At 72.5% G+C, this 25,220-nt stretch carries 24 protein-coding genes; 15 read left to right on the forward strand and 9 right to left on the reverse strand.

Features of this window, described 5'->3' with window-relative positions:
• Positions 1-95 precede the first annotated feature (95 nt).
• Complete coding sequence (locus ABZT12_RS07235; protein ID WP_356378647.1) at positions 96-1,259, forward strand: adenylate/guanylate cyclase domain-containing protein; 1,164 nt, start codon at positions 96-98, stop codon at positions 1,257-1,259.
• 61 nt (positions 1,260-1,320) lie between these two features.
• Here the strand turns inward: ABZT12_RS07235 and ABZT12_RS07240 are convergent, their stop codons facing one another.
• Positions 1,321-1,980, reverse strand: a complete 660-nt coding sequence (locus tag ABZT12_RS07240) for a hypothetical protein (RefSeq protein WP_356378650.1) — start codon at positions 1,978-1,980, stop codon at positions 1,321-1,323.
• Positions 1,981-2,201: 221 nt separating this feature from the next.
• Here ABZT12_RS07240 and ABZT12_RS07245 point away from each other — a divergent pair, with 221 nt between their 5' ends.
• The 3 genes from ABZT12_RS07245 (at position 2,202) to hutH (ending at position 5,981) form a co-directional block, all read left to right on the forward strand.
• Positions 2,202-2,996: an enoyl-CoA hydratase-related protein gene (locus ABZT12_RS07245; protein WP_356378653.1), complete on the forward strand. Its 795-nt coding sequence runs from the start codon at positions 2,202-2,204 to the stop codon at positions 2,994-2,996.
• A 203-nt stretch (positions 2,997-3,199) separates the two neighbouring features.
• Positions 3,200-4,345, forward strand: a complete 1,146-nt coding sequence (locus ABZT12_RS07250) for a diguanylate cyclase (protein ID WP_356378657.1) — start codon at positions 3,200-3,202, stop codon at positions 4,343-4,345.
• 97 nt (positions 4,346-4,442) lie between these two features.
• Entirely contained in the window at positions 4,443-5,981 is a 1,539-nt protein-coding gene (hutH, locus tag ABZT12_RS07255; RefSeq protein ID WP_356379041.1) for a histidine ammonia-lyase, read from the forward strand.
• A gap of 136 nt (positions 5,982-6,117) precedes the next feature.
• Here hutH and ABZT12_RS07260 read toward each other — a convergent pair whose 3' ends face one another.
• Positions 6,118-6,423, reverse strand: coding sequence for a hypothetical protein (locus ABZT12_RS07260; RefSeq protein ID WP_356379044.1), 306 nt, complete (start codon positions 6,421-6,423; stop codon positions 6,118-6,120).
• A 130-nt stretch (positions 6,424-6,553) separates the two neighbouring features.
• On the opposite strand from ABZT12_RS07260, the gene ABZT12_RS07265 reads away from it, so the two are divergent.
• The 5 genes from ABZT12_RS07265 to ABZT12_RS07285 all read left to right on the forward strand — a co-directional run bounded on the left by ABZT12_RS07265 (position 6,554) and on the right by ABZT12_RS07285 (position 11,791).
• The gene (locus ABZT12_RS07265) at positions 6,554-6,946 is read left to right on the forward strand and encodes a hypothetical protein (RefSeq protein WP_356378660.1); all 393 of its coding nucleotides are present in this window, start codon (positions 6,554-6,556) and stop codon (positions 6,944-6,946) included.
• A 208-nt stretch (positions 6,947-7,154) separates the two neighbouring features.
• On the forward strand, positions 7,155-8,414 hold the full coding sequence (locus ABZT12_RS07270) for an Ig-like domain-containing protein (RefSeq protein ID WP_356378663.1): 1,260 nt from the start codon (positions 7,155-7,157) through the stop codon (positions 8,412-8,414).
• A 480-nt stretch (positions 8,415-8,894) separates the two neighbouring features.
• Entirely contained in the window at positions 8,895-10,370 is a 1,476-nt protein-coding gene (locus ABZT12_RS07275; RefSeq protein ID WP_356378666.1) for an ABC transporter permease, read from the forward strand.
• 120 nt (positions 10,371-10,490) lie between these two features.
• On the forward strand, positions 10,491-11,174 hold the full coding sequence (locus tag ABZT12_RS07280; protein ID WP_356378669.1) for an ABC transporter ATP-binding protein: 684 nt from the start codon (positions 10,491-10,493) through the stop codon (positions 11,172-11,174).
• A gap of 104 nt (positions 11,175-11,278) precedes the next feature.
• The gene (locus tag ABZT12_RS07285) at positions 11,279-11,791 is read left to right on the forward strand and encodes a hypothetical protein (RefSeq protein WP_356378672.1); all 513 of its coding nucleotides are present in this window, start codon (positions 11,279-11,281) and stop codon (positions 11,789-11,791) included.
• Between the two features lie 21 nt (positions 11,792-11,812).
• On the opposite strand, the gene ABZT12_RS07290 is transcribed toward ABZT12_RS07285, so the two are convergent.
• On the reverse strand, positions 11,813-12,742 hold the full coding sequence (locus tag ABZT12_RS07290; RefSeq protein WP_356378675.1) for a helix-turn-helix transcriptional regulator: 930 nt from the start codon (positions 12,740-12,742) through the stop codon (positions 11,813-11,815).
• A gap of 168 nt (positions 12,743-12,910) precedes the next feature.
• On the opposite strand from ABZT12_RS07290, the gene ABZT12_RS07295 reads away from it, so the two are divergent.
• Together ABZT12_RS07295 and ABZT12_RS07300 are read left to right on the forward strand one after the other, a co-directional pair.
• A complete protein-coding gene (locus ABZT12_RS07295) occupies positions 12,911-13,951 on the forward strand; it encodes an NAD(P)-dependent alcohol dehydrogenase (RefSeq protein ID WP_356378678.1) in 1,041 nt (346 codons plus the stop codon).
• A gap of 136 nt (positions 13,952-14,087) precedes the next feature.
• A complete protein-coding gene (locus tag ABZT12_RS07300) occupies positions 14,088-14,498 on the forward strand; it encodes a VOC family protein (protein WP_356378681.1) in 411 nt (136 codons plus the stop codon).
• A gap of 45 nt (positions 14,499-14,543) precedes the next feature.
• Here ABZT12_RS07300 and ABZT12_RS07305 read toward each other — a convergent pair whose 3' ends face one another.
• Positions 14,544-15,245 (reverse strand): response regulator transcription factor, encoded by a 702-nt coding sequence (locus tag ABZT12_RS07305; protein ID WP_356378684.1) that lies wholly within the window; start codon positions 15,243-15,245, stop codon positions 14,544-14,546.
• Positions 15,242-16,594: a histidine kinase gene (locus ABZT12_RS07310; RefSeq protein WP_356378687.1), complete on the reverse strand. Its 1,353-nt coding sequence runs from the start codon at positions 16,592-16,594 to the stop codon at positions 15,242-15,244. Before ABZT12_RS07310 ends, ABZT12_RS07305 begins: the two co-directional genes overlap by 4 nt.
• Positions 16,595-16,722: 128 nt before the next feature.
• Between ABZT12_RS07310 and ABZT12_RS07315 the strand changes: the two genes are divergently transcribed.
• Both ABZT12_RS07315 and msrA read left to right on the forward strand, forming a co-directional pair.
• The gene (locus ABZT12_RS07315; protein ID WP_356378690.1) at positions 16,723-18,789 is read left to right on the forward strand and encodes a restriction endonuclease; all 2,067 of its coding nucleotides are present in this window, start codon (positions 16,723-16,725) and stop codon (positions 18,787-18,789) included.
• Between the two features lie 174 nt (positions 18,790-18,963).
• The gene (gene msrA / locus ABZT12_RS07320) at positions 18,964-19,476 is read left to right on the forward strand and encodes a peptide-methionine (S)-S-oxide reductase MsrA (protein ID WP_356378693.1); all 513 of its coding nucleotides are present in this window, start codon (positions 18,964-18,966) and stop codon (positions 19,474-19,476) included.
• 364 nt (positions 19,477-19,840) lie between these two features.
• On the opposite strand, the gene ABZT12_RS07325 is transcribed toward msrA, so the two are convergent.
• On the reverse strand, positions 19,841-20,959 hold the full coding sequence (locus tag ABZT12_RS07325) for a hypothetical protein (RefSeq protein ID WP_356378696.1): 1,119 nt from the start codon (positions 20,957-20,959) through the stop codon (positions 19,841-19,843).
• A 175-nt stretch (positions 20,960-21,134) separates the two neighbouring features.
• Between ABZT12_RS07325 and ABZT12_RS07330 the strand changes: the two genes are divergently transcribed.
• Positions 21,135-22,292 (forward strand): cystathionine gamma-synthase, encoded by a 1,158-nt coding sequence (locus ABZT12_RS07330; protein WP_356378699.1) that lies wholly within the window; start codon positions 21,135-21,137, stop codon positions 22,290-22,292.
• A 15-nt stretch (positions 22,293-22,307) separates the two neighbouring features.
• Here ABZT12_RS07330 and ABZT12_RS07335 read toward each other — a convergent pair whose 3' ends face one another.
• The 3 genes from ABZT12_RS07335 to ABZT12_RS07345 all read right to left on the reverse strand — a co-directional run bounded on the left by ABZT12_RS07335 (position 22,308) and on the right by ABZT12_RS07345 (position 23,786).
• On the reverse strand, positions 22,308-22,565 hold the full coding sequence (locus ABZT12_RS07335) for a hypothetical protein (RefSeq protein WP_356378702.1): 258 nt from the start codon (positions 22,563-22,565) through the stop codon (positions 22,308-22,310).
• A 25-nt stretch (positions 22,566-22,590) separates the two neighbouring features.
• Positions 22,591-23,094, reverse strand: coding sequence for a sigma factor-like helix-turn-helix DNA-binding protein (locus ABZT12_RS07340; RefSeq protein ID WP_356378705.1), 504 nt, complete (start codon positions 23,092-23,094; stop codon positions 22,591-22,593).
• 185 nt (positions 23,095-23,279) lie between these two features.
• Positions 23,280-23,786 carry a MarR family transcriptional regulator gene (locus ABZT12_RS07345; protein WP_356378708.1) on the reverse strand — a complete coding sequence of 169 codons (507 nt, stop codon included), beginning with the start codon at positions 23,784-23,786 and terminating at the stop codon, positions 23,280-23,282.
• Positions 23,787-23,949: 163 nt separating this feature from the next.
• Between ABZT12_RS07345 and ilvA the strand changes: the two genes are divergently transcribed.
• Positions 23,950-25,179: a threonine ammonia-lyase gene (gene ilvA / locus ABZT12_RS07350; RefSeq protein WP_356378711.1), complete on the forward strand. Its 1,230-nt coding sequence runs from the start codon at positions 23,950-23,952 to the stop codon at positions 25,177-25,179.
• The last annotated feature ends 41 nt before the right edge of the window (positions 25,180-25,220 follow it).

Below are 25,220 nucleotides of genomic sequence, written 5' to 3' on the forward strand. Positions count from 1 at the left end.
CCGTCGGCGCCCCTCACGGAGTGAGCTGGCCCACACCTGCCGTAGCATTGGGCCCGGTCGATATCTGACCGTGGCAGATCGGAAGGGCAGCAGGCGTGACCGTCGACGACACGGGCTCCGGCGCGGACGCGGACGGCCGGATGGACCCTCCCGCGTTCTCGGCTCCGGCCGAGCGGGAGGACCCGGACGCCGTCGATCCCGGCGGCGACCCTCTCGCCCTGCGCCTCGAAGGGCTCATCCTGGGCGCCGAGCGCCGTTACACCCCCTTTCAGGCCGCCCGCAGCGCCGGCGTCTCGATGGAGCTGGCGTCCCGTTTCTGGCGGGCCATGGGCTTCGCCGACATCGGGCAGGCCAGGGCGCTCACCGAGGCGGACGTGCTCGCGCTGCGCCGGCTCGCCGGTCTCGTCGAGGCGGGGCTGCTCAGCGAGGCGATGGCCGTGCAGGTGGCCCGCTCGACCGGACAGACCACGGCGCGGCTCGCCGAGTGGCAGATCGACTCCTTCCTGGAGGGGCTGACCGAGCCCCCGGAACCGGGCATGACGCGCACCGAGGTGACGTACCCCCTGGTCGAGCTGTTGCTGCCGGAGCTGGAGGAGTTCCTCGTCTACGTCTGGCGGCGCCAGCTCGCCGCCGCCACCGGGCGGGTCGTGCAGGCCGGTGACGACGAGGAGATGGTGGACCGGCGGCTCGCGGTGGGCTTCGCCGACCTGGTCGGCTTCACCCGGCTGACCCGCCGGATGGAGGAGGAGGAGCTCGGCGAGCTCGTCGAGGCGTTCGAGACCACCGCCGCCGACCTGGTGGCGGCGCGCGGCGGCCGGCTCATCAAGACGCTCGGCGACGAGGTGCTGTACTCGGCGGACGACGCCGCGGTCGCCGCGGAGATCGCGCTGCGGCTCATCGAGACCATGGCGCACGACGAGACCATGCCGGAACTGCGCGTCGGCATCGCCTTCGGCACGGTGACGACCCGGATGGGCGACGTGTTCGGTACGACGGTCAACCTCGCCTCCCGGCTGACGTCGATAGCGCCCCGCGACGCCGTCCTCGTCGACAGCGCCTTCGCGGAGGAGCTGATCCGTACCGGCGAGGCCCCGGCCTCCGAGGCGGAGGCGGCCGAGGCCGCGGCGACCGCCGAGAAGGAGGGCGAGGAGCCACCGGCCTACCGCTTCGCGCTCCAGCCGATGTGGCAGCGGCCGGTGCGCGGGCTCGGCGTGGTCGAACCGTGGCTGCTCACGCGCCGGGACGGTCCGGCGGCGTAGCCGGCTCGGCCGTCGCCGCGGGGGAGCGGCGCGGGGTGGCTCAGCTGTACCGCGGAGTGGCTCAGCCGTGGGGCGGGGGAGCGCCGACGCACAGGCCGATGAGCGGGACGCAGAGGCCGGGCCTGGCGGGTTCGGCGCTCGGCGCGGGGGCCGGCGCGGGGGCCGTGGTGGTCCGGTCGGGCCGCGGGGCCGGTGGCTTGGCGTGCGGGGTCCGGGCGGAGGTCCCGGCCGGCGCGGGCGGCGGACCGGCTGCCGCGGTGGGGATCGCGGTCGGGACCGTGGCGGCGCCTGGGGTGACCGGCGCCGCGCTCGGGGACGCGAACGGGGTCTCCACCACGCCGGAGCCGGTGACCGGCCCGGGACGCGCCCCGTCGAGCGCCGGAGTCGCCGAGGGGCTCGCGCCGGGGACGGCGCGGATGGTCGCGGCGGCGTTGCCGGAACGGCCGGTGGACGCCGTCGGGCCCGGCTCCGGTCCGGCCTCGGCCCGGTCCGCGCCGCCGACCACCGACTCCGGCGCCATCCGTACGAGGGTCAGCACACCGGCGGCCAGCGCGAGCCCCCCGGCGGCGAGCGCGAGCTTGCGGGGACGCCGTCTGCGGTGCCGCCCGCGCCGGACCCGGCCGACGAACGGCCCTGGGTCGGCCTTGCCGCCCCCGGTGGTCAGGGCCGTTCCGGTGGCGCCGCTTCGGGGCCGCACCGCCCTGGCCTTGGTCTCCGTCATCCCGCTCCTCCGCGTTGCGCCGTAGGGCTGTGGCGCCGTGGCGGACGCACGTTATGCGCTGCGCCGCGTCGCGCGGCCGGAGTCGGGCGGGTTGTCACCCGAACGGGGAGCCGGGCTCCCGCGGTCCGCGCCCTGCTTCTCGGGTCCGGCCTTTCTTCCACGGCGTCCGGCTGCGATGATCGGGGCGAGTGCTGTTAACCCGCGTTAACCGGGAGGGTGTCATGAGTGAGGAACGGTTCGGGGAGTACGTGCTGGTGCGGCGGCACGACCACGTGGCGGAGCTCGTCCTGGACCGGCCCAAGGCCATGAACGCCGTCTCCACGGAGATGGCGCGGTCCATCGCCGCCGCCTGTACGGCGCTCGCGGCCGACCAGGACGTACGGGTGGCCGTGCTCACCTCCACCCATGAGCGGGCCTTCTGCGTCGGCGCGGACCTGAAGGAGCGCAACTCCCTCACCGACGCGGAGCTCCTGCGGCAGCGGCCGGTGGCCCGGGGCGCGTACACCGGGGTGCTGGAGCTGCCGGTCCCGACGGTGGCCGCCGTGCACGGCTTCGCGCTGGGCGGCGGTTTCGAGCTGGCCCTGTCCTGCGATCTGATCGTGGCCGACCGTACGGCGGTGGTCGGGCTGCCCGAGGTCTCCGTCGGGGTGATCCCCGGGGGCGGCGGTACGCAGCTGCTGCCCCGCCGGGTGGGTGCCGCCCGCGCCGCCGAACTGGTCTTCACCGCGCGCCGGGTGGAGGCCGTCGAGGCGGCCGGCCTGGGCCTGGTGGACGTCCTGGTGGAAGAGGGCCGCGACCGGGAGGAGGCGCTGGCGTTGGGGGCGCGGATCGCCGCCAACTCCCCGGTCGGCCTGCGCGCCGCCAAGCGCGCGCTGCGGCTGGGCCAGGGCCTCGATCTGCGCGCCGGCCTTGAGGTGGAGGACGCGGCCTGGCGTTCGGTGGCGTTCTCGGGCGACCGTGCGGAGGGTGTGGCGGCGTTCAACGAGAAGCGGAAGCCGCGGTGGCCGGGGGTCTGAGGCGTTCGGGGTCTGAGGCGTTCGGGGGTCCGAGGGCCCGAGGGGTCGGCGGGAGCCGGCGGCTTCGAGGGGCTGGTGTTGGCGCCTGCGTCGGCCCCGGCGGCGGGCTCCGTCGTGGTCGCCGGTCCGGTCGCCGGTCCGTACTCCGCCCCGAACTCCGCCCCGATGTCCCACTTCGCGCCGAATGTCCCTAGCCTGGAGCGATGGGTGAGGATGCGCGACTCGCGGCCGTAGTGGCGTTGGCGCAGGGGATGGCGGCGGCGCACACCCCCCGCGAGTCCTGGCGGGCGGCGGCGGCCGGGGCGTGCCGGGCGCTGGCCGGGAGTTTCGCGGCGCTCTCCGTGTGGGAGCGGGAGCTGGGACGGCTGCGGGTGCTGGCCAACGTGGGGGAGCGGGCCGGGGGCGAGGAGGAGTTCCCGGACGCCGAGACCTACCCCGTCCACCAGTTTCCGGAGATCACCGAGTTCCTGCACGAACGGTGGGCCGGTGGCGGCGAGCCCAACGCCTGGGTGGAGACGGCCGCCGGTCCCACCGCGGGGCAGCCCGGTCACTGCCGGCAGCGTGTGGCCGCCCTGCGCCGCCGCGGGCGCGGCTGCTGTGTGGTCGCGCCGATCGTGCTGCACGGGCGGGCCTGGGGTGAGCTGTACGTGGCCCGGCCGGTCGGCGCGCCGGTCTTCGGGCGGCCCGACGCCGACTTCGCCACCGTGCTGGCCTCGGTCGTCGCCGCCGGGATCGCCCAGACAGAGCGCCTGGAGGAGGCGCGGCGGCTGGCGTTCACCGACGCCCTGACCGGGCTCGCCAACCGTCGCGCGGTCGACGTACGGCTCGACGAGGCGATCGAACGGCATCGCGCGGACGGAACCGTGGTCAGTCTCGTCGTCTGCGATCTGAACGGGCTCAAGCGCGTCAACGACACCCGCGGGCACGCCGTCGGGGACCGGTTGCTGGAGCGGTTCGGGTCGGTGCTGTCACTGTGCGGCGCGATGCTGCCCGGCGCGCTCGCCGCGCGGCTCGGCGGCGACGAGTTCTGTCTGCTCGCGGTCGGCCCGCCCGCCGACGAGGTGGTCGACACGGCCGCCCAACTCTGCCGTCGGGCCGCCGAGTTGGAGCTCGGTGAGGGGGTCGCCTGCGGGGTCGCGTCGACCGCGGACCCGATCGGTCCGGTCCGGTCCGCCCGCCGGCTCTTCCGGCTCGCCGACGCGGCCCAGTACCGGGCCAAGGCGCTCCGCGCGGGCCGGCCGGTGGTCGCCGGCCGCGCCGGCCCGGAGGATCCGGTCGTCCGGCTCGCGGACACCCCGGCGCCGGACACCCCGGCCGAGCGCCGCCGCTTCCGGGGGCGCCGGGCCTGAGGGACGGCGCTGTCGGCGGGTCTGCCTGGGTAAGGGGCAACCCCGCCCCCCGGTAGTGACACCGCCGCATTCAATGCGTACGCTCCTGAATATGGATATGCACACTGTGGTGGTGGGGACGTCCGGGGTCACCGCGTCCGACGTTCTCGCCGTGGCGCGCGACGGCGCCCGCATCGAGCTTTCGGCCGAGGCCGTCGCGGCGCTCGCCGCGGCCCGCGAGATCGTGGACGCGCTGGCCGCCAAGCCGGAACCCGTCTACGGCGTGAGTACCGGCTTCGGGGCCCTGGCGAGCCGGCACATCAGCCCGGAGCTCCGTGCCCAGTTGCAGCGCAACATCGTCCGCTCGCACGCCGCCGGCATGGGCCCGCGCGTGGAGCGGGAAGTCGTGCGGGCGCTCATGTTCCTGCGGCTGAAGACCGTCTGCTCGGGCCGCACCGGCGTACGCCCGGAGGTCGCCCGAACCATGGCCGACGCGCTCAACGCCGGCATCACCCCCGTCGTCCACGAGTACGGCTCCCTCGGCTGCTCCGGCGACCTCGCCCCCCTCTCCCACTGCGCCCTCACGCTCATGGGCGAGGGCGACGCGGAGGGCCCGGACGGGGTCGTACGGCCGGCCGGCGAGCTGCTCGCCGAGGCCGGTATCGCCCCGGTCGAACTGCGGGAGAAGGAGGGTCTCGCCCTCCTCAACGGCACCGACGGCATGCTCGGCATGCTGATCATGGCCCTCGCCGACCTGGAGACCCTCTACAAGTCGGCGGACGTCACCGCGGCGCTCTCGCTGGAGGCCCTGCTCGGCACCGAGAAGGTGCTCGCGCCCGAGCTGCACGCCATCCGCCCCCACCCGGGCCAGGGCGACAGCGCCGCCAACATGCTTGCGGTACTGCGGGGTTCGGCCCTCACCGGACACCACCAGGACGGCGCGCCCCGGGTCCAGGACGCCTACTCGGTGCGCTGCGCCCCGCAGGTCGCCGGTGCCGGGCGGGACACCATGGCGCACGCGCGGCTCGTCGCCGAGCGTGAGCTGGCGTCGGCGGTGGACAACCCCGTCGTCCTGCCCGACGGCCGGGTCGAGTCCAACGGCAACTTCCACGGGGCCCCGGTCGCCTACGTCCTGGACTTCCTCGCCATCGCCGCCGCCGACCTCGGTTCGATCGCCGAGCGCCGCACCGACCGGCTGCTCGACAAGAACCGCAGCCACGGTCTGCCGCCGTTCCTCGCGGACGACGCCGGCGTCGACTCGGGGCTGATGATCGCCCAGTACACGCAGGCCGCGCTGGTCAGCGAGATGAAGCGGCTGGCCGTACCGGCCTCCGCCGACTCGATCCCGTCCTCCGCGATGCAGGAGGACCACGTCTCCATGGGCTGGTCGGCCGCGCGCAAGCTGCGCACCGCCGTCGACAACCTGACCCGGATCATCGCCGTCGAGCTCTACGCCGCGACGCGCGCCGTCGAACTGCGCGAGGGGCTCGCGGCCGCCCCCGCCTCCCGGGCCGTCATCGACGCCGTCCGGGCCGCCGGGGTCCAGGGGCCCGGGCCGGACCGGTTCCTGGCGCCGGACCTCGCGGCGGCGGATGCGTTCGTCCGGGGCGGGCATGTCGTCGAGACCGTGGAGAAGGTCATCGGGCCGCTACGGTAGGGGAGTTGGGCCCTGCCCGGCGGGTGGGGCCCCGCGATGCCGCGCCGCCGCTCCGCCGAAGTGGCGCACAGTCGTAGGTCCGGTGATCCCTCCGTGAGCGGATCATGAAGCTCAGGTCAAGGCTTCGCCAAGCCGGTCAGAGGCCGAGGCGTTCGCGCCGCACCGAATAGACCACGAAGCCGGCGCCCAGCCCGAGGAAGAGCGTGCCGCCGACGACGTACGGGGTGGTGTCGGGGCTGCCGGTGTCGGCCAGCCGGCTGGCGTCCGAGGCCGCCTCCGTGTACGCGGCCGGGTCGGCGGCGGTGACCCGTGCCTGCTGTGTGACCTGCGTGGACGGGCTCGCCGAAGGCTCCGCTCCGGCCTGGTGGTCCACCGTCGCGTGCGCGGAGGGGACGAACCACAGGGCACCCAGCAGGGTGCCCGCGGCGGTGGCGGTCAGCAACGTACGGCGAGCGGATGACACGGAATATCGATCCCCTTGTGGCGCTGGCGAGTTGGCCGTGTGGGCCGATGCTAATGAACGGCGCGGGTCAGGGGAAAGTCGCGGGGGCCACGGGCCGTACGCTCCGGGCATGAGCACCCCAGAGACATCACGTTTTGTACGCCTTCGTGTGGAACTCGTCGTCGAAGTGGAGAACGAGGACGCCGTCGCCAGGGCCGCGCTGGCGCGGATCGCCGACGATCCGGAGCTGTCGGGTGACGAGCGGGCGCACGTCGAGAGCGCTGTGACAGAGGACACCGCCGAGGCGCTCGCCTATCTCGTGGACCCGTTCGACCTGGTCAGCGGGATGGAGGGGGTCGAACTCGCGCAGGCCTCCTGGAGCAGCGAGGAGATCGACTACGACCCCGATTCGCCGGACTGGGACCTTGACGAGGATGATGGCGCCGACGGCGACCGGGACGGCCGCTACGCCGATGACGACGTGGACGCCGTGGAAGAAGACGCGGCGGCCGCGCACGACTGAGCCCGTACGGGGAAGAAGTGACTCCGGGTCGGCCGTCGGCGCCCGGGGTCCGTCGTCCCCGCGTCGGGGGAGTGGTGTGCCCCACACCTGCGGAAGATGTGGAACGGGATCGGCCGGTCCCGGCGTTTTGTAAGGTTGAAGGTTCTAGAGATCGTCAACGGGGTCGTTCGGAGTTCTGTGGGATTCGGCAATGATGGAGAAGCGTGTGATGACGGACAGTAAGCGGCGCAAGAGCCTGGCGGCCGCGTCCGCACTGCTCGGCGGTGTGCTCGTGCTCACGGCGTGTTCCGGCGGGGACGACAAGTCGTCGTCCGGGAGCGGCTCGACGGGCGGCGAGAGTTCACAGTCCAAGGTCGACGAGGCGGCGGCCAAGAAGTCCTCCGAGGCCCAGATCACGATCACGCCCAAGGACGGCTCGAACAACGCCTCCATCAACAACTCGGCGACCGTGGTGGTCAGCAAGGGCACGCTCACGGACGTGGCGATGACCACCTCCGACGGCAAGGCCGTCCCGGGCACCATCGCCGCCGACAAGACCAGTTGGAAGCCGACCACGCAGCTCGACCGGTCCACGACCTACAAGGTGGCCGCGACAGCCAAGGACTCCGCGGGCCGCGCCGCCCACGAGAACGCCTCCTTCACCACGGTCGCCCCCGCCAACAGCTTCATAGGCAACTTCACGCCGGAGAACGGCTCGACGGTCGGCGTCGGCATGCCCGTGTCGATCAACTTCGACAAGGCGATCACCAACAAGGCGGCCGTCCAGAAGGGCATCACCGTCACCTCCAGCAGCGGCCAGGAGGTCGTCGGCCACTGGTTCAGCGCCAACCGCATCGACTTCCGCCCCGAGGCCTACTGGAAGGAGAACTCCACCGTCACGCTGAAGCTCGCGCTCGACGGCGTCCAGGGTGCCTCCGGTGTCTACGGCGTGCAGCAGAAGACGGTGACCTTCCACATCGGCCGCAACCAGGTCTCGTACGTCGACGCCAAGACGAAGCAGATGAAGGTCGAGCAGGACGGCAAGGTCGTCAAGACCATCCCGATCTCGGCCGGTTCCCCCGAACACACCACGTACAACGGGCAGATGGTGATGTCGGAGAAGTTCACGCAGACGCGGATGAACGGCGCGACGGTCGGCTTCACCGACGATGACGGCAAGGGCGAGTACGACATCAAGGACGTCCCGCACGCCATCCGTCTCACCAGCTCCGGCACCTTCATCCACGGCAACTACTGGGGCTCGTCCTCGGTGTTCGGCAGCGTCAACACCAGCCACGGCTGCGTCGGCCTCCAGGACGTGAAGGGCGCGGGCAACGCCAACATGCCGGCCGCCTGGTTCTACAACCACTCGATCGTCGGCGACGTGGTGGTCATCTCCCACACGGGCGACAAGACGGTGGCCCCGGACAACGGCCTCAACGGCTGGAACATGGACTGGGCCCAGTGGAAGGCGGGTTCGGCGGTCTGACGCCGACTCCCGACACTGAGAACGACCGAAGGCGGCTGCCCGGACGGGCGGCCGCCTTCGGCCTTCCCGGATGCCCCGGCAGCCGAGCGAGCGGTGCGGCCCTGGGCCCCGAGGCCGGGGGAGGGACCCTTTCTCCGAAAAAGCGTGACGGTTCAGCGCCGAGTGTCACACTTCTTCGCCCACACCCGCGACACGCTCGGCGAGCGCACTGGTCGTCTTCGAAAAGCGTGACACTTCTGCCAAGACCGTCACGCTTTTTCCAGCGACACCCCCGCCCCGACCCCCGTTCTCCTCGCCGCCTCCCCGCGCCGGCGGCCCCTGGACGTAGGGGGACAGTCGGCCGATACGGCATCAAATCCTGTGCCCTGAGCGGCTGTTGACAGCCCCGGGCAACCCCGCCCCTGGGCAATGGACAGCCTTCTCATCGTTCTCTTATGTCGGCCTTATGGCATCATCACGCGCCGTCCCTACCTTGCGGCCATGTTCTTCACCTATCTCAGGCGCGAGTTGCGCCGCCGCAGAAAGGCGGCGCTCGTCGTCGCCTCCGGTCTCGCTCTGGGCATCGCGCTGGTCATCGTGGTCAACTCCGTGTCCTCGGGCATGGGGAAGGCGCAGGACAAGGTCCTCCAGTCGCTGTACGGGCTCGGCACGGACATGACCGTCACCAAGGCGGCCACCCCCACCACGAGCGCCTCGCAGCAACCGCGTTTCCAGTTCGACGCAGGCAAGAACGGCGACAGCACGTCGCAGAGCAGCGACCGGGTCAGGGTGCAGGGCTTCACCACCCTGGCCACCTCCACGGTCACCAAGGTCGCCGGACAGCACGGCGTCTCCGCCGCGGTCGGCGGACTGAGCCTCAACGTGGTGAAGGTCAACGGCACGTTCACCCGCGGCCAGTTCCAGCAGAACCAGAACTCCGGCGGCAACGGCGGCGGGCGCGGCGAGGGCACCGGCCAGCCGCAGGGCCAGGTCACCGGCGGCGGCGCCAACTTCGACGTCAACCAGTACTCGGTGTTCGGCACCGACGTCACCAAGCCGGCCCTCGGCCCGCTCACCTCGTCGAAGATCACCAGCGGTCGTACGTTCACCACCTCCGAGACCGACGCCAAGGTGGTCGTCGCCGACTCCGCCTACGCCAAGGAGAAGAAGCTCAAGGTCGGCAGCACGGTCACGATCAAGAGCGTCAAGTACAAGGTCATCGGCATCGCCACCGCCGACAGCGGTGACGCGGCGGCCAACCTGTACATCCCGCTGAAGCAGGCGCAGACCCTCAGCGGTGACACCGGCAAGGTCACCACGATCTACGTCAAGGCGTCCGACTCGCAGCAGATCTCCGCCGTCAAGAAGACGATCCAGAGCAACGTCTCGGGGACGACCGTCACCACCTCCGCCGACCTCGCCGACACGGTCTCCGGCTCCCTGTCCACCGCTTCCAGCCTCGCCACCAGCGTCGGCAAGTGGCTGTCGATCGCGGTGCTGATCGCCGCGTTCCTGGTCGCCGGTCTGCTCACCTCCTCGGCCGTCTCCCGGCGGGTACGCGAGTTCGGCACCCTGAAGGCGCTCGGCTGGCGGTCGGGCCGGGTGACCCGGCAGGTGGTCGGCGAGGCCATCGTCAACGGTCTGGTCGGCGGCATCCTCGGTATCGCGCTCGGCCTGGCGGGCGCGTACGTCGTCACCGCGATCAGCCCGACGCTGTCGGCCTCCGTCGGCAGCACGGGCGGCGGAGGCGGCCAGGGCGGACCCGGCGGCGCCGGCTTCGGTGGCGGCGGCGGATTCGGCGGCGGCCGGCAGGCCGCGGCCAAGACGCTCGACGTCGCGCTCACCGCGCCCGTCAACGGCACCACCATCGCCCTCGCGGTGGGTCTCGCCGTGGCCGGCGGACTGATCGCCGGGGCCTTCGGCGGCTGGCGCGCCTCCCGGCTCCGCCCCGCGGACGCCCTGCGCCGCGTCGAGTAGCGGTCCGGCCGCCCACCTCACGCCGCCCCGCCACGGCACCGCCCCGCACAGCACGCGCGGCACCGGGGCCCGTCACCTCGACGGGCCCCAACCCCCTTTCGCATAACCAGGAGTTGCACCATGTACGAACTCAAAGGCGTCACCAAGCGCTACTCGCGGGGCAAGGAAGTCGTCCATGCCCTCGACGGCATCGACCTGACCATCGGGGACGGCGACCGGCTGGTCATCCAGGGCCCCACCGGCGGCGGTAAGTCGACGCTGCTGCAGATGATCGGCGCACTCGACCGGCCCACCACCGGTGAGATCGTCCTGGACGGAGTGGACCTGGCCAAGCTCTCCGAGGCGAAGCTGACCAAGGTCCGCAGCGAGAACATCGGCTTCGTCTTCCAGTCCTTCAACCTCATCCCGACGCTCACCGCGCAGGAGAACGTCGAGACCGCCCTCGTACCGCTGCGCGTCAAGAGCAAGGAACGGCGCGAACGGGCCGCGGAGGCGCTGGTGTCGGTCGGTCTCGGCGAGCGGCTCGGCCATCTGCCGGGCGAGATGTCCGGCGGCCAGCAGCAACGCGTCGCCATCGCCCGCGCCCTGGTCAAGCAGCCGAAGGTGCTCCTCGCCGACGAGCCGACCGGCAACCTCGACGAGTCGATGCGCGACGAGATCATGGACGTACTCGAAAGCATGTGGAAGGAGCACGGGCTGACCTTCATCATGGTCACCCACGACTCCGCGATCGCGAAGAAGGCCCCGCGGCTGGCCACCATCCGCAAGGGGAAGATCACGGTCAAGGAGAACGCCGGAGCCTGACCACAGCCGGGCGACGGACCCGAACAGAGCCTCGACGGCGAGCGGTCCGGCGGAGCCCCCGCTTCCGCCGGACCGTCCACCAGGGGCGCGGATAGGGTCGCCGCATGACCGCCGCCGTGACCGCCATGATCACCGCCGTCGTCGGGGTGCTGGGCACGCTCTTCGCACCCGTGCTCAGCCAGCGCCTCACCGCGCGGCACCGCGCCGAGGAGGCACAACTGGCCGCGGAGCGAAGGCGGTTCGAGGAGCGGCGGGCGGCGTACACGGCGATGAACCGGGCCTCACGGCAGTTCCACACGCTCCTCAAGGACGCCCTGCACCGCATCCGCGACGGCGTCTACACCGAGCAGGAACGCGACCAGCTGGAGGAGGCGCGCCGCGACTACCGGGACCGTTACGCGGAGGCGCAGATGGTGGTGCCCGAGCGGATCCTGGACGCCTCCCGCGCGGTGAACCAGGTGCTCGCGGCCGCGGACGCCGTCGCCAAGCGGCTCGACCGGGGCCTGTCGCCCGAAGGGGAGAGCGCCGAGGAGGCGCTGCTCGACCTGAAGGAGGCCGAGCCCCGGCTGGCCGCGATGCGGCGGCTGATGCGGGCGGACCTCGGCGTCCGCGACTGAGACGGCGGCGAGCGCGGGCGGTCAGGAGGCGCGGTGGGCGTCCGTGCCCGCGCGGGTCGCGTCCGTACCCCAACTGGCCAGCAGCCGCAGCGCCTCCGCCGACGGGGAATCCGGCTCGGCGTGGTACGTCACCAGCATCTGCTCGCCGTCGTCGGCGGAGTGGAAGCCCTCGAAGGACAACGCGAGGTCACCGACGAGCGGGTGGTGCAGGTGCTTGACGCCGTACACCTTCTCCTTGACGTCGTGGGTGGCCCACAGCCGCCTGAACTCACCGCTCTTCACGGAGAGTTCGCCCACCAGGGCGGAGAGCCGCGGATCGTCGGGATGGCAGCCCGCGTCCATCCGGAGCATGCTGACGATGTCGCTGGCCTTCTGGTCCCAGTTCACGAACAGGTCCCGGTACTCGGGGCGCAGGAACACCAGCCGCGCCCAGTTCCGTTCCTGCGACGGCAGTTGGGACCAGTCGCCGAAGACGGCCGCGGCCATCCGGTTCCAGACCAGGATGTCCGAACGCCGGCCGATGACGTACGCCGGGACCCCGTCCATCGCGTCCAGCAACTGCCCCAGCGCGGGGCGCACATGCTGGGTCCGCGCCGACGCCTTCTTCTTGTGCTGCTTGGGCTTGGCCAGATGGGTCAGATGCGCGTGCTCGGCGTCGCTCAGCCGCAGCGCGCGGGCGATCGCGTCGAGGACCTCGGCCGACACGTTCCGCCCGTTGCCCTGCTCCAGGCGCGTGTAGTACGCCACCGACACCCCGGCCAGCTGCGCCAGTTCCTCGCGGCGCAGCCCGGGGACCCTGCGGTGCCGCCCGAAGTCCGGCAACCCCACCTCCTCCGGCTTCAGCCGGGCCCGCCGGGTGCGCAGGAACTCGCTCAGCTCCGCACGCCGGTCCAGGGAGCGGCCGGCGGGGTCCGCGGCCGGCTCGGGGGAGGATGCGGGCTTGTCGTCCATGCCCCCAGTATTCCCCGTCATACGCACAGGAGCCTGACCCCGTCAGTGGTACGCACAGCGGACCTACGTACAACCGGTGGCTGGGTAGCCGTGCCCATCCAGGGCACGCTGGAGAACGCGCCCGGTCAGAAGCCGGCCGGCGCGACCCCCCGCTAGGAGAGTTCCGGAATGACCACTGTCGCTGCGTACGCCGCCCCCGCCGCCAAGGCTCCGCTGGAGCGCACCACCATCGAGCGCCGGGCCGTCCGCGAGTTCGACGTCCTGATCGACATCAAGTTCGCCGGCATCTGCCACTCCGACATCCACCAGGCCCGCGAGGGCTGGGGCGAGGCGATCTTCCCGATGGTTCCCGGTCACGAGATCGCGGGGATCGTCTCCGAGGTGGGTTCGGGGGTCACCAAGTACCAGGTGGGCGACCGGGTGGGCGTCGGCTGCCTGGTCGACTCCTGTCGTGAGTGCGACAACTGCGAGGCCGGCCTGGAGCAGTACTGCACCGGCGGCGGTGTCGGCACGTACAACGCCGTCGGCAAGGACGGCGAGCCCACCTACGGCGGCTACTCCGAGAAGATCGTCGTCGACGAGAAGTACGTGCTCGGCATCCCCGAGGGCATCTCCCTCGACGAGGCCGCGCCGCTGCTCTGCGCCGGCATCACGACGTACTCGCCGCTGAAGCACTGGAACGCCGGCCCCGGCAAGAAGGTCGCGATCGTCGGCATGGGCGGCCTCGGCCACATGGGTGTCAAGATCGCGCACGCCCTCGGCGCGGAGGTCACGGTCCTCTCGCAGTCCCTGCGCAAGCAGGAGGACGGCCTGAAGCTGGGCGCCGACCACTACTACGCCACCAGCGACCCGAAGACCTTCGAGGAGCTGAAGGGCACCCTCGACCTCATCGTCTCCACGGTGTCGGCCCCGCTCGACCTCGGCGCGTACCTGTCGCTGCTGAAGACGGACGGCGCCCTGGTGAACGTCGGCGCCCCCGAGGAGCCCGTCGCCCTCAACCTGTTCTCGGTGATCTCCGGCCGCAAGACCCTGGCCGGCTCCGGCATCGGCGGCATCCAGGAGACCCAGGAGATGCTGGACTTCTGCGCCGAGCACGGCTTCGGCGCGGAGATCGAGCTGATCTCCGCCGACCAGATAAACGAGGCGTACGAGCGCGTCCTGGCCAGCGACGTCCGCTACCGCTTCGTGATCGACGCGGCCACCATCTGACCCAGGCCGCTCGAACCGGGGCCCCGGAGCCGCACCGCTCCGGGGCTCCCGGCGTTCCGGGGACCTCCCCGATGGCCGGCTTCCGACCGGTACCCGGTCACGCCTCGGGAGTATGTTGGGCCGAGGAGGTCCCACGATGACCGTTCAGCTGAACCACACCATCGTCGCCGCCCACGACAGACACGCTTCGGCCCACTTCCTCGCCGACCTGCTGGGCCTGCAAGTGGGCCCGGAGTACGGCCCGTTCGTGCCGGTCGAGATCCCGGGCGGGGTGACGCTGGACTTCGCCGACGCGGACGCGTCCGGCCCGGTCACCCCGCAGCACTACGCGTTCCTCGTCTCGGAGTCCGACTTCGACGCGATCTTCGCCCGCCTCCGCGCGGCCGGCCTCACCTACTGGGCCGACCCCTACCACCGCCGCCCCGGCGAGATCAACCGCAACGACGGCGGCCGGGGCACGTACTTCGACGACCCCAGCGGCCACCGCCTGGAGATCCTGACCAAGCCGTACGGAAGCGGCGGAAGCGGCGGGAGCGGCGGCTCGTGAGGTGCGGCCCGCACCGCTCCTCGGGCAAGGCAACGGGGCGGTGCGTCAGTCCTCCGCGGTCGCGAGTCCCGTCCGGTAGGCGAGCACCACGGCCTGCACCCGGTCCCGCAGATCGAGCTTGGTCAGGATGCGGGACACATACGTCTTCACGGTCTCCGGGCTGATCACCAGCTCCGCCGCGATCTCGGCGTTCGAAAGCCCCGCCGCGATCAGCCGCAGCACCTCGGTCTCCCGGCGGGACAACGCCGCGAGCGACTCGTTCCTCGCCGCCGCGGCACGCTCGGCGGGCCGCACCCGCCCGGCGAAGTCACCGACCAGCTTGCGGGTCACGGCGGGCGAGAGCAGCGCCTCTCCGGAGGCCACCGTCCTTACGGCGGCGGTCAGTTCGGCCGGCCCGGCGTCCTTGAGCAGGAACCCGCTGGCGCCGGCCCGCAGTGCCTCGTACACGTACTCGTCGAGGTTGAACGTCGTCACGACGAGCACCTTCATGGGCGTCCCGACCTCCGGTCCGGCGAGCCGCCGGGTCGCCTCGATACCGTCCAGGACCGGCATGCGTACGTCCATCACGACCACGTCGGGCCGCAGCGCCAGCGCGGAGTCCACCGCCTCCCGGCCGTCGGCGGCCTCACCGACGACCTCGATGCCCGGCTGGGCGGCGAGGATGGTCGCGTAACCCGCGCGGACGAGCGCCTGGTCGTCGCAGACCAGGACCCTGACCGGGGAGTGCTCCTGCCGTACGTCGTTCACCGGGGCTCTCCCAGGGGCAGCCGGGTACGGACCCGGAAGCCGCCGTCGGGGCGCGGCCCCGCCGACAGCTCGCCGCCGAAGACACCGACCCGCTCGCGCAGCCCGGTCAGTCCCCGCCGGCCCGCCGGCACCACCGGTTCCCGGCGCCGCGAGGACGGTACGGCCTCCCCGTCGTTGACCACGTCGATGTCGATGCCCTCGGCGTCGTAGGCGAGCCGCACCACGGTCCGTCGCCCCGGTGCGTACTTCACGGCGTTGGTGAGCGCCTCCTGGACGACGCGGTAGGCGGCGAGCGCCACGCTGCCGTGCAGCTGCCGGGGCTGCCCGCGCTCCACCAGCTCGACGGGTTGCCCCGCGGACCGGGCCGTCTCCACCAGGTCACTCATCCGACCGGGGGCACGGGCGGCGGCGGAGGCGGAGGTGGGTGCGGAGGCGGAGGTGGCGGACGAGTCGTGCCGCTGGTGGGGCAGGCCGGGCCGGGCGACCTGATCGGCCGGGCCCGGCTGGTCGGGCGTGGAGTCCTCGGGACGGCTCAGCACGTCGAGGAGATAGCGGAGTTCGACCAGCGCCCGGCGGCCGGTGCGCCCGATCGCGTCGAGCCCCTCGTCCACGCGGTCGGGCGCGCCCGGCAGCAGGAACCGGGCCGCGTCCGACTGCACGACCATCGCCGTGACGTGATGCGTCACCACGTCGTGCAGCTCACGGGCGATCCGCGCACGCTCCTCGGCCACCGCCAACTGCGCGCTGTGCAGCCGTCGTTGCTCCTCGCGGATGCGCCACGCCCGGGTCCAGCAGCCGGCGGCCCAGCAGCCCGCCAGCACCAGCCAGAACGTCACGAACTCCACGGCCCGCTCCGGTGAGCCGAGCCGGTGCAGCACGACGACGAGAACCGCGTAGCAGGCGATCGCCACCCCCGCCACCACCCACCGGCGGCCTCCGACGGCCCGCTCCGCCGTACTCTCCCGGCGCCGTTCGATGTACGCGCCGCCGGAGTACAGGGCGATCAGGACGCCCTCGCTGCCGAACGAGGGGACGTAGCCGAGCGCCTGGTCCACGGCGAACGCCCCGCCCGCCAGGGTCAGGCAGATGACGGGCCGGCGCCGCCGCGCGACCAGCGGCAGACACTGGGCGAGCCCCAGCAGCACTCCCCACCCGTCCAGCCGGCGTTCGGGCAGCTCGCCGAGGAGCACCCCGTTCTCCACCAGCCCCGGCGCGAAGGCCACGGCGGCGATCGCCAGGGCGAGCGCTCCGTCGCGCACGAGGACGTTCCGCGTCCGCCACCGGGCGACCAGTTCACGCGCGGCCCGCTCGGCCGCCGACTCGGGGCGTCCCCGGGCTCTCTCCAACACCCGCCCACCCTAGGTGACTTCGCCGCGACGGGTGACGGCCGGGGACGACCACGGTGATCGCTGGATAGAGTCGTCCCGTCACACCTGGTTGTGGGGACAACCAAGTGCCTCGGGGAGGGCCTGCGCAGATGAGTCGTCGTTCCACCGGCATGGTCGGTGTCTGGGCCGAGATGCAGCGGCAGCAACAGCGCCAGCTGGCAGCGGATGCCAGACGGCAGCGGCAGGAGGCGCAGCAGGCACGCGCCTATCAGCGTCGCGCCGCGCAGAGCCACCGCGAGTACCGGCAGGCCGAGGCGGTGCGCCGCACGGAGGAACTGGACGCCCAGGTCGCCTCCCTGCAGACCCTGCTGGCCTCGGGGTGCCAGGCCCCGCCGTTCCGGCCCGCCTCGCTGCTCCGGGCCGCCGAGGACCTCGAGCCCTTCGCCCCGGGAGCGCTCGCACAGCCGGTGCCCATGCCGGACTTCGGCCAGTACGAGCCGCAGAGCGGATGGACGGCGAACCGCCGCGCCCAGGCACAGGAGGAGGCGCGGGCCCGCTTCGAACGGGACTGGCACGCGGCCCAGGCGGCGGAGACCGAACGCCAACGCCGGCTCGCCGAGTACCAGCGGGAGTACCAGCAGTGGGCGGACGGCCGGCAGGCCGAGGTCCGCCGGCACAACGCGGGCGTCACCGAGGTGACCGAGGGGGTGCGGCGGCGCGATCCCGATGCCGTGGTCGAGTACTTCACCGCCGCGCTCTACGCCTCCTCGTCGTGGCCGGAGGACTTCCCCCGCCAGGTGGCCGCCGCCTACGACGCGTCGGCCCAACAGCTGGTGCTGGACTGGGAGTTGCCCGACATCGGAGTGGTACCCGAGGCCAAGTCGGTGCGCTACGTCTCCGGGACCGACCAGGACAAGGAGACGCCCCGCCCGGCCGGACAGCGCCGGGCCCTGTACCGGGAGGTCCTCGCCCAGTGCATGCTGCTCGTCCTGCACGAACTCTTCACCGCCGACGAGTCCGGCGCGCTGGAGTCGGTGACCCTGAACGGCTTCGTGGACGGACACGACCCGACGACGGGCCGGCCGGGCCACATGTACCTGGCCACCGTCATGGCCGCACGCTCGACGTTCCAGGGGCTGCACCTGGCCCAGGTGGACGCGGGCAGCTGCTTCGCCGACGCCCTGCGCGGCCAGCTCTCCGCCCGCCCCGACCAGCTCGCGACGGTCCGGCCCGGCCGCCTCCCGCGGGACGTCGGCAACCATGTCGTCGCCCACGGCGGCGGCGCCGAGGAACCCGACCTGTACGAGATGGACCCCATCGAGTTCGAGAACCTGGTCGCGGAACTCTTCCGGGCCATGGGGATGCGGGCGGTCACCACCCAGCGCTCCAACGACGGCGGCGTGGACGTCGACGCGGTGGACCCGACGCCGATCCGGGGCGGCAAGATCGTCGTCCAGGTCAAGCGCTACCGCAACACGGTGCCGCCCACCGCCGTACGCGACCTGTTCGGCACCGTGCAGGACGCCGGCGCCAACAAGGGTGTCCTGGTGACGACTTCCGGCTTCGGCCCCGGCTCGCACACCTTCGCCAACGGCAAGCCCCTCGAACTGATCCCGGGCCCCCAGCTCGTCGACCTGCTGCACCGCCACGGCCTGCGCGGACGGCTGGGCGAGGGCAACCGCCGAAGCCCGGCCCAGCCGACCCCGACAGTCGTGGACACCCGACTCCCCGACGACTACAACGTGTTGGGCATGTCGTGGACCGGGGCCGTCGCCCTCGACGTCTGCGCCCTCGTCTGCCACGGCAACCACGTCCTCAGCGACGAACACTTCGTCTTCTACAACAACCCCCGCACAGCCGACGGTTCGGTCCGGGCACTGCCTCCCACGGCCCCCGACAAGGCCGCGATCTGCGTCTCCTTCGACGCCCTGCCCCGGCAGGCCGACCGCTTCGTCCTCGTCGCCGCCGTCGACCCGGAGGTCAACCCCGACGCCGACCTCTCCGGCTTCACCGACGCCTCCATCCGCCTCCTCGACCCCAGCCTGACCGAACAGGGCCGCCTCGAGGTCTCCGACGGCCGCTCCCACGAGACCGCCCTGGTCCTCGGCTCCTTCCGCCGCCGGACCAACGGCGACTGGGACTTCGTACTGGGCGGAAAGGGATACGCGGGCGGCCTGGAGGAACTGGTACGGGACTTCGGCATCGACGTCGAATAGCGGGTCCGGTGGCCGGTGGCCGGCGACCCGGCCGGTGGCGGGGCCCGCGGGGCCGGTCGGACGGACACGGAATCGCTCGGAACCCTCGCGTGTTGAGGAGAATGCGCATGGAATGCCGGTGGTGAGTGAGCCGGCTGGCCCGCGTGACCGAGCTGACAGAAATGAGGGGCCGCAATGGCTGCGCAGACGCAGAGGGCCGTGCTGGCGGGCGGATGCTTCTGGGGGATGGAGGAGCTGATCCGCCGCCTCCCTGGTGTGACGGCGACCAGGGTCGGATACACCGGGGGCGACGTGCCGAACGCGACGTACCGCAACCACGGCACGCACGCCGAGGCCATCGAGATCCTCTACGACCCCGAGAAGACCGACTTCCGCGCGCTGCTGGAGTTCTTCTTCCAGATCCACGACCCGAGCACCAAGAACCGCCAGGGCAACGACATCGGCCTCAGCTACCGCTCGGCGATCTACTACGTCGACGACGAGCAGAAGCGGATCGCCGAGGACACGATCGCGGACGTGGACGCCTCCGGCCTGTGGCCGGGCAAGGTCGTCACCGAGGTGGAGCCGGCCGGCCCGTTCTGGCAGGCCGAGCCCGAGCACCAGGACTACCTCCAGCGTTACCCGGACGGTTACACCTGCCACTTCCCGCGCCCGGGCTGGCGACTGCCGGCCCGCGCGACGGACTGACCCCGACGCGGCCCGACGACACCCGGAGCCCGATCGACCCGGGCTCCCGCTCGGGCCGCGTGCAGTGCGGCTGTGCCCCGTTCCCGTCGCGGTGCGCGGCGCCTCGAGTACGTCGTTCGTCCACGGCCCCACGCGGAGCGCCGGCGACCGTGCCCGGTCGGTTTCCCCAGGGCCGGCGCTCGGCATCGACGCCCCGTGGGGACCGGGCGCCCCCGTACCAACCCCCGTGCGCCGCTAGGCATTTCGCCCAGGACCAGCCCCGACCAAGCAGCCCGTGTGACCACCCGGCCAGGTCCACGCCCGCCCCCGACCACACCGCCCACGCCCACACCCCGCCCGCCTACGCCCGGCCAGGGCAGGGTGCTCAGTACGACAGGGTTGCCGGGCTGCCCCCGTTCGCCTCGAAGCCGGCGACCGCCAGCGCGCGGTAGTCCGCGAACTCCGCCGCCGGATCGGCCGACAGGGTCCAGGGAAGCGCGCCCACGTGGCCGTCGATGTGGATGAGCTGGTTCATCGCCTCGGACCAGCGCTCGGAGCGGACCAGGAAGAACAGCAGCAGGTGGCGGACGTGCGCCAGCATCGGGTCGTCGGGGCGGGCCGCGTGGACGGCGAAGAGCGCGCCGTGGATCGCCTTCAGGACGACCTCGCTCCGGTAGAAGCTGCTGACCAGGTTCACCTCGGGGAGGTGCTCGAAGACCGCGAAGAGCGGCATCGCGGCGAGCAGGGAACCCTGCGGGGCCCGCGCGGCGGCCGCCTCCGCGAACGAGTTCGCCACCTCCCGCGAGCCGTGCCACTTCGCGCACCAGTAGTGCAGCGCCGCCAGATGCGCCCCCATGTGGGCGGGCGCGCGGTCCAGGATCTTCAGCCACAGCTTCTCGAACTCCGGCTGGGAGTACGCCAGTCCACGCGCCGCCGACAGTTCGACGACGTACGGGACCGGGTCACCGGGGGAGAGCAGCGCCGCCTGTCCGCAGGCGTCCCGCGCCTCCTCCATGATGATCCGGAACTCGTCCGTACCGGGCGTCGACGTACGCCACGCCTGCTGCACCAGGAACTCGGCGTGGACGGCGGCGCCGCCCGCGTCCTTCGGGTTCTCGGCCCGCCACACCCGCAGCCACTGGCCGCCCGGCGTCTCGGAGACCCCGCCCGGCCGCTCCCGCAGCTCCAGCGACGCGGCGCCCGCGAAGGCCTGCACGCGCTGCCAGCGCCGCTCGCCCGCCGTCTCCGTGCCGGCCAGCAACTGCGCCGCCGCGCGGTAGTCCTGGGTGCGCTGGACGAGGTCCAGGACGTCCAGCAGGTCCTGGTCGGGGCCGGGCATGCGGATGTCCAGCTCCTCCTCGCGCACGAACCCGTAGTCGGCCGGGTCCGCGGCGTCCGGGTGGCCCGGCGCGACCTGCTCGATCGCCCCGCGCCTGCGCCGCAGGAACGGGACCAGCACGAAGCCCATCATGACCAGCGCCATCAGGACCCAGAGAATCTCCATGCCTCAAGCGAACCAGACGGGTCCGACAATTGGCCAACCCGCTCCCCGCCCTGTGGAAAACCGTCGGCACCCCGGCCCCCGCCCGGTGGAGAACTCCTCGCGCGGCCGAGCGGCCGGCCCGCGGCGAAGCGTCCGATAGGGCGTCCGCCCGGCGGGCGCACTACGCTCGGTCCTCATGAGCGACAGGCACATCAGTCAGCACTTCGAGACCCTCGCGATCCACGCGGGCAACACCGCCGATCCCCTCACGGGGGCGGTCGTCCCGCCGATCTACCAGGTCTCGACCTACAAGCAGGACGGCGTGGGCGGCCTGCGCGGCGGCTACGAGTACAGCCGCAGCGCCAACCCCACCAGGACCGCCCTGGAAGAGAACCTCGCCGCCCTGGAGGGCGGCCGCCGCGGCCTCGCGTTCGCGTCCGGACTGGCGGCCGAGGACTGCCTGCTGCGCACGCTGCTCAGCCCCGGCGACCACGTCGTCATCCCGAACGACGCCTACGGCGGCACCTTCCGCCTCTTCGCCAAGGTCGTCTCCCGCTGGGGCGTCGAGTGGTCGGTCGCCGACACCAGCGACCCGGCGGCCGTCCGGGCGGCCGTCACCCCGAAGACCAAGGCGGTCTGGGTGGAGACGCCGTCCAACCCGCTCCTCGGCATCACCGACATCGCCGCCGTCGCGCAGATCGCCCGGGACGCCGGCGCGAAGCTCGTCGTGGACAACACCTTCGCCACGCCCTACCTCCAGCAACCCCTGTCCCTCGGCGCGGACATCGTCGTGCACTCGCTGACCAAGTACATGGGCGGCCACTCGGACGTCGTGGGCGGCGCGCTGGTCGTGAGCGACCCGGCGCTCGGCGAGGAACTGGCGTACCACCAGAACGCGATGGGTGCCGTCGCCGGCCCCTTCGACTCCTGGCTGGTGCTGCGCGGCACCAAGACGCTGTCGGTGCGCATGGACCGGCACAGCGAGAACGCGACGAAGGTCGCCGAGATGCTCGTCCGCCACGCGCGCGTGACGCGCGTCCTCTACCCGGGTCTCACGGACCACCCCGGCCACGAGGTCGCCGCCAAGCAGATGCGGTCCTTCGGCGGCATGGTGTCCTTCCAGGTCGAGGGCGGCGAGGAGGCCGCCGTCGAGGTGTGCAACCGGGCCAAGATCTTCACCCTCGGCGAGTCCCTCGGCGGTGTCGAGTCGCTGATCGAGCACCCCGGGCGCATGACACACGCCTCCGTCGCCGGCTCGGCCCTGGAGGTCCCCGCCGACCTCGTCCGCCTCTCCGTGGGCATCGAGAACGTCGACGACCTCCTGGAGGACCTTCAGCAGGCCCTGGGGCGGTAGCCGGCGGACCGCCGGTCACCAGTTCGTCCAGTTCGTCACGGGTGGAGTCGTCTCCGACGGCGGCTCCACCCAGGGCCTGGCCGTCAGCGCCCACACGGTGAACGCGACGGCCGCCGTGCACAGCACCATCCACAGCAGTCGCCGGGCGATCCTTCTGCGCCGCAGCATCCGGGCGCCCCGGCGCACCACATCGCCGTACAGCTCGGGCGGTACCTGGGGCGGCCGGAGACCCATGAGCCGTCGTACGGCGGCCTCCCGCTGGGGGCGGTTCACGCGCGCGTCCCCCCGCTCCCGGACCTCATGACGGCGCCACCTCGGCACCCAGCACCGTCGGCGCCGGCCCCCTCGGCGGATGCAGCAGGGTCGCCGTCGCCCGGTCGCAGATCGTCCTCACCCGCTCCGTGGGCAGCCCGAGCAGAGCCGCGGTCTGCTCCTCGGCGACCCCCTCGTACAGCCTGAGAACGAGGATCAGCCGCTCCCGGGGTGCGAGGGCGGCCAGCGCGCTCCCCGGGTGCGGGCGGGCGCGGCCGAAACCGCCGTACTGGTGCCAGGCCGCACGGGCGAAACGAGTGGCCAGGTACTGACGGGCGCGGGCGTAGGGGTCCTCGCCGCGCAGCCGGTCCCAGCACGCGTACGTATGGGCGAGGGAGTGGGCCAGCAGGCGCCGCGCGCGCGGGTTGTCGTCGTCCGCCTCGGCGGTGAGCAGGGTGGCGGCACGCAGCAGCCGCCCTGCCGCTCCCGCCACGAAGGCCTCGAACTCCCGGGCCCGGCGGGCGTCTTGGGACAGTTGCCGTTCTCGCACCGCTCCTCCCGCCTGAACGCGACCCTGAGGGCACCGGGTCCGGTCGCTCCCGCGGGGCGCACAACGGCGTACGACAGGACCCGGTCTCATATGAGGCCCCGGGCCGTACCGCGGTCAAGAGTGCGGCGGCAAGGTGATGGCCGGACAGTGCGCGCGCGTGGCCGTCGATCGCGGGCGGCGGCCGCTCAGGAGGCCGGCGAGTTCTCCGTACCCGGCATTCCCGGTACCGCCATCCGGGCGGAGAGCGCGTCATTGAAGCGCGTGAGGAGCGCGCAGAACGTCTCGCGCTCCCCGGGCTCCCAGTCCTGGGTCAGCTCGGCCATCAACTGACGCCTGGACGAACGGACTTCCTCCAGCCGCGACAGTCCGCGCGGCGACAACTGCAACACCACCGCACGCCCGTCCTCGGGGTGCGAGGTGCGCTTGACGAGCCCCGTGTCGACCAGCGGAGCCACCTGCCGGGTGACCGTCGAGGAGTCGATCCCCATGCTCGCGGCGAGCGCCTTGACGCCCATCGGGCCCTCTTTGTCGAGGCGGTTGAGCAGCAGGTACGCGGCACGGTCCATGGAGTTGCGGACCTGCCCGACACCGCCGAGCCGGGTCTGCTCGGCACGGCGGGCGAACACCGCCACCTCGTGCTGCAACGTGTCGAGAAGACCGGGGTCACCGACGGTCGTCATGTCCATCGACATTTCTGGTGTTGTGGGCATGGCCGGGGGCTCGCTTCATGAAGGGGGCGCTGGGTTGGGGGACAGGGTACGCGGCCGGGCGGCGGGCCGTACGGGGGCTGCGCAAACCGGTCTCGGTGGTTGGTCACACCAGCGATTCACGGGTGGGGACTGCGATGCTGGAGTCATGAGCTACAGCCCGGCCGACCCCCTGCGGCCCGTCACCCTCGACGATGTGCGCGGCGCCCAGAAGATGCTCACGGGCGTGGCACGGGTGACCGCGATGGAGGGCAGCAGGCACCTGTCCCAGCTCGTCGGCGCCCCGGTGCACTTCAAGTGCGAGAACCTCCAGCGGACCGGTTCCTTCAAACTGCGCGGCGCCTACGTCCGTATCGCCGGACTGCTCCCCGAGGAGCGCGCCGCCGGTGTCGTCGCCGCCAGCGCGGGCAACCACGCGCAGGGCGTCGCCCTCGCCTCCTCGCTGCTCGGCGTGGCCTCGACTGTGTTCATGCCCAAGGGCGCCCCCCTGCCGAAGATCAGCGCCACCGAGGAGTACGGCGCCGATGTGCGTCTGCACGGCCAGGTGGTCGACGAGACGCTGGCCGCCGCGCAGGAGTACGCCGAGGCGACCGGCGCCGTGTTCATCCACCCCTTCGACCACCCCGACGTGATCGCGGGCCAGGGCACGGTGGGGCTGGAGATTTTGGACCAGTGCCCGGAGGTGCGCACCGTCGTCGTGGGGATCGGCGGGGGCGGGTTCGCGGCCGGGATCGCGGTCGCGCTGAAGGCGCTGCGGCCCGACGTGCGGATCGTGGGCGTGCAGGCGGAGGGGGCCGCCGCGTACCCGTCCTCGCTCGCCGCGGGTCGCCCGGTGGCCGTGCGGAACCCGGTCACGATGGCCGACGGCATCAGAGTCGGGCGCCCCGGCGACGTGCCGTTCGGCATCGTCCGCGACTTGGTGGACGAGGTCCGCACGGTCACCGAGGACGAGCTGTCCGCCGCGGTCCTGCTCTGCATGGAACGGGCGAAACTGGTCGTCGAACCGGCCGGCGCGAGCCCGGTCGCGGCGCTGCTGAGCGATCCGCGGGGCTTCGACGGACCGGTCGTCGCGGTGCTCTCCGGCGGCAACGTCGATCCGCTGCTGCTCCAGCGCATCCTGCGCCAGGGCATGGCCGCGCAGGGCCGCTACCTCGCCGTACGGCTGCGGCTGACCGACCGGCCCGGCGCCCTCGCGACGCTTCTCGGGGTGCTGTCGGCGGTCGACGCCAACGTGCTCGACGTGAGCCATGTGCGGACCGATCCGCGGCTCGGGCTCACGGAGGCGGAGGTGGAGCTGCACCTGGAGACGAAGGGCGCGGCGCACATCGCCGAGGTCGGCCGTGCCCTCAGCGCGGCCGGTTACCCGGTCATCGCCTGACGTCCGGGCCGGTCCGGCCTCCTGCGGCACTCCTCCCGCAT

Origin of the sequence: Streptomyces sp. NPDC005423 (genome assembly GCF_040606415.1) — a bacterium.
Taxonomy (GTDB): Bacteria; Actinomycetota; Actinomycetes; order Streptomycetales; family Streptomycetaceae; genus Streptomyces.

Excerpts from the sequence above, each read along its gene's own strand:
- ABZT12_RS07240 (WP_356378650.1), bottom strand. The coding sequence starts at position 1,980 with ATGACGGAGACCAAGGCCAGGGCGGTGCGGCCCCGAAGCGGCGCCACC.
- ABZT12_RS07245 (WP_356378653.1), top strand. The coding sequence starts at position 2,202 with ATGAGTGAGGAACGGTTCGGGGAGTACGTGCTGGTGCGGCGGCACGAC.
- ABZT12_RS07250 (WP_356378657.1), top strand. The coding sequence starts at position 3,200 with ATGGGTGAGGATGCGCGACTCGCGGCCGTAGTGGCGTTGGCGCAGGGG.
- hutH (WP_356379041.1), top strand. The coding sequence starts at position 4,443 with ATGCACACTGTGGTGGTGGGGACGTCCGGGGTCACCGCGTCCGACGTT.
- ABZT12_RS07265 (WP_356378660.1), top strand. The coding sequence starts at position 6,554 with ATGAGCACCCCAGAGACATCACGTTTTGTACGCCTTCGTGTGGAACTC.
- ABZT12_RS07270 (WP_356378663.1), top strand. The coding sequence starts at position 7,155 with ATGACGGACAGTAAGCGGCGCAAGAGCCTGGCGGCCGCGTCCGCACTG.
- ABZT12_RS07275 (WP_356378666.1), top strand. The coding sequence starts at position 8,895 with ATGTTCTTCACCTATCTCAGGCGCGAGTTGCGCCGCCGCAGAAAGGCG.
- ABZT12_RS07280 (WP_356378669.1), top strand. The coding sequence starts at position 10,491 with ATGTACGAACTCAAAGGCGTCACCAAGCGCTACTCGCGGGGCAAGGAA.
- ABZT12_RS07285 (WP_356378672.1), top strand. The coding sequence starts at position 11,279 with ATGACCGCCGCCGTGACCGCCATGATCACCGCCGTCGTCGGGGTGCTG.
- ABZT12_RS07290 (WP_356378675.1), bottom strand. The coding sequence starts at position 12,742 with ATGGACGACAAGCCCGCATCCTCCCCCGAGCCGGCCGCGGACCCCGCC.
- ABZT12_RS07295 (WP_356378678.1), top strand. The coding sequence starts at position 12,911 with ATGACCACTGTCGCTGCGTACGCCGCCCCCGCCGCCAAGGCTCCGCTG.
- ABZT12_RS07300 (WP_356378681.1), top strand. The coding sequence starts at position 14,088 with ATGACCGTTCAGCTGAACCACACCATCGTCGCCGCCCACGACAGACAC.
- ABZT12_RS07315 (WP_356378690.1), top strand. The coding sequence starts at position 16,723 with ATGAGTCGTCGTTCCACCGGCATGGTCGGTGTCTGGGCCGAGATGCAG.
- msrA (WP_356378693.1), top strand. The coding sequence starts at position 18,964 with ATGGCTGCGCAGACGCAGAGGGCCGTGCTGGCGGGCGGATGCTTCTGG.
- ABZT12_RS07325 (WP_356378696.1), bottom strand. The coding sequence starts at position 20,959 with ATGGAGATTCTCTGGGTCCTGATGGCGCTGGTCATGATGGGCTTCGTG.
- ABZT12_RS07330 (WP_356378699.1), top strand. The coding sequence starts at position 21,135 with ATGAGCGACAGGCACATCAGTCAGCACTTCGAGACCCTCGCGATCCAC.
- ABZT12_RS07345 (WP_356378708.1), bottom strand. The coding sequence starts at position 23,786 with ATGTCGATGGACATGACGACCGTCGGTGACCCCGGTCTTCTCGACACG.
- ilvA (WP_356378711.1), top strand. The coding sequence starts at position 23,950 with ATGAGCTACAGCCCGGCCGACCCCCTGCGGCCCGTCACCCTCGACGAT.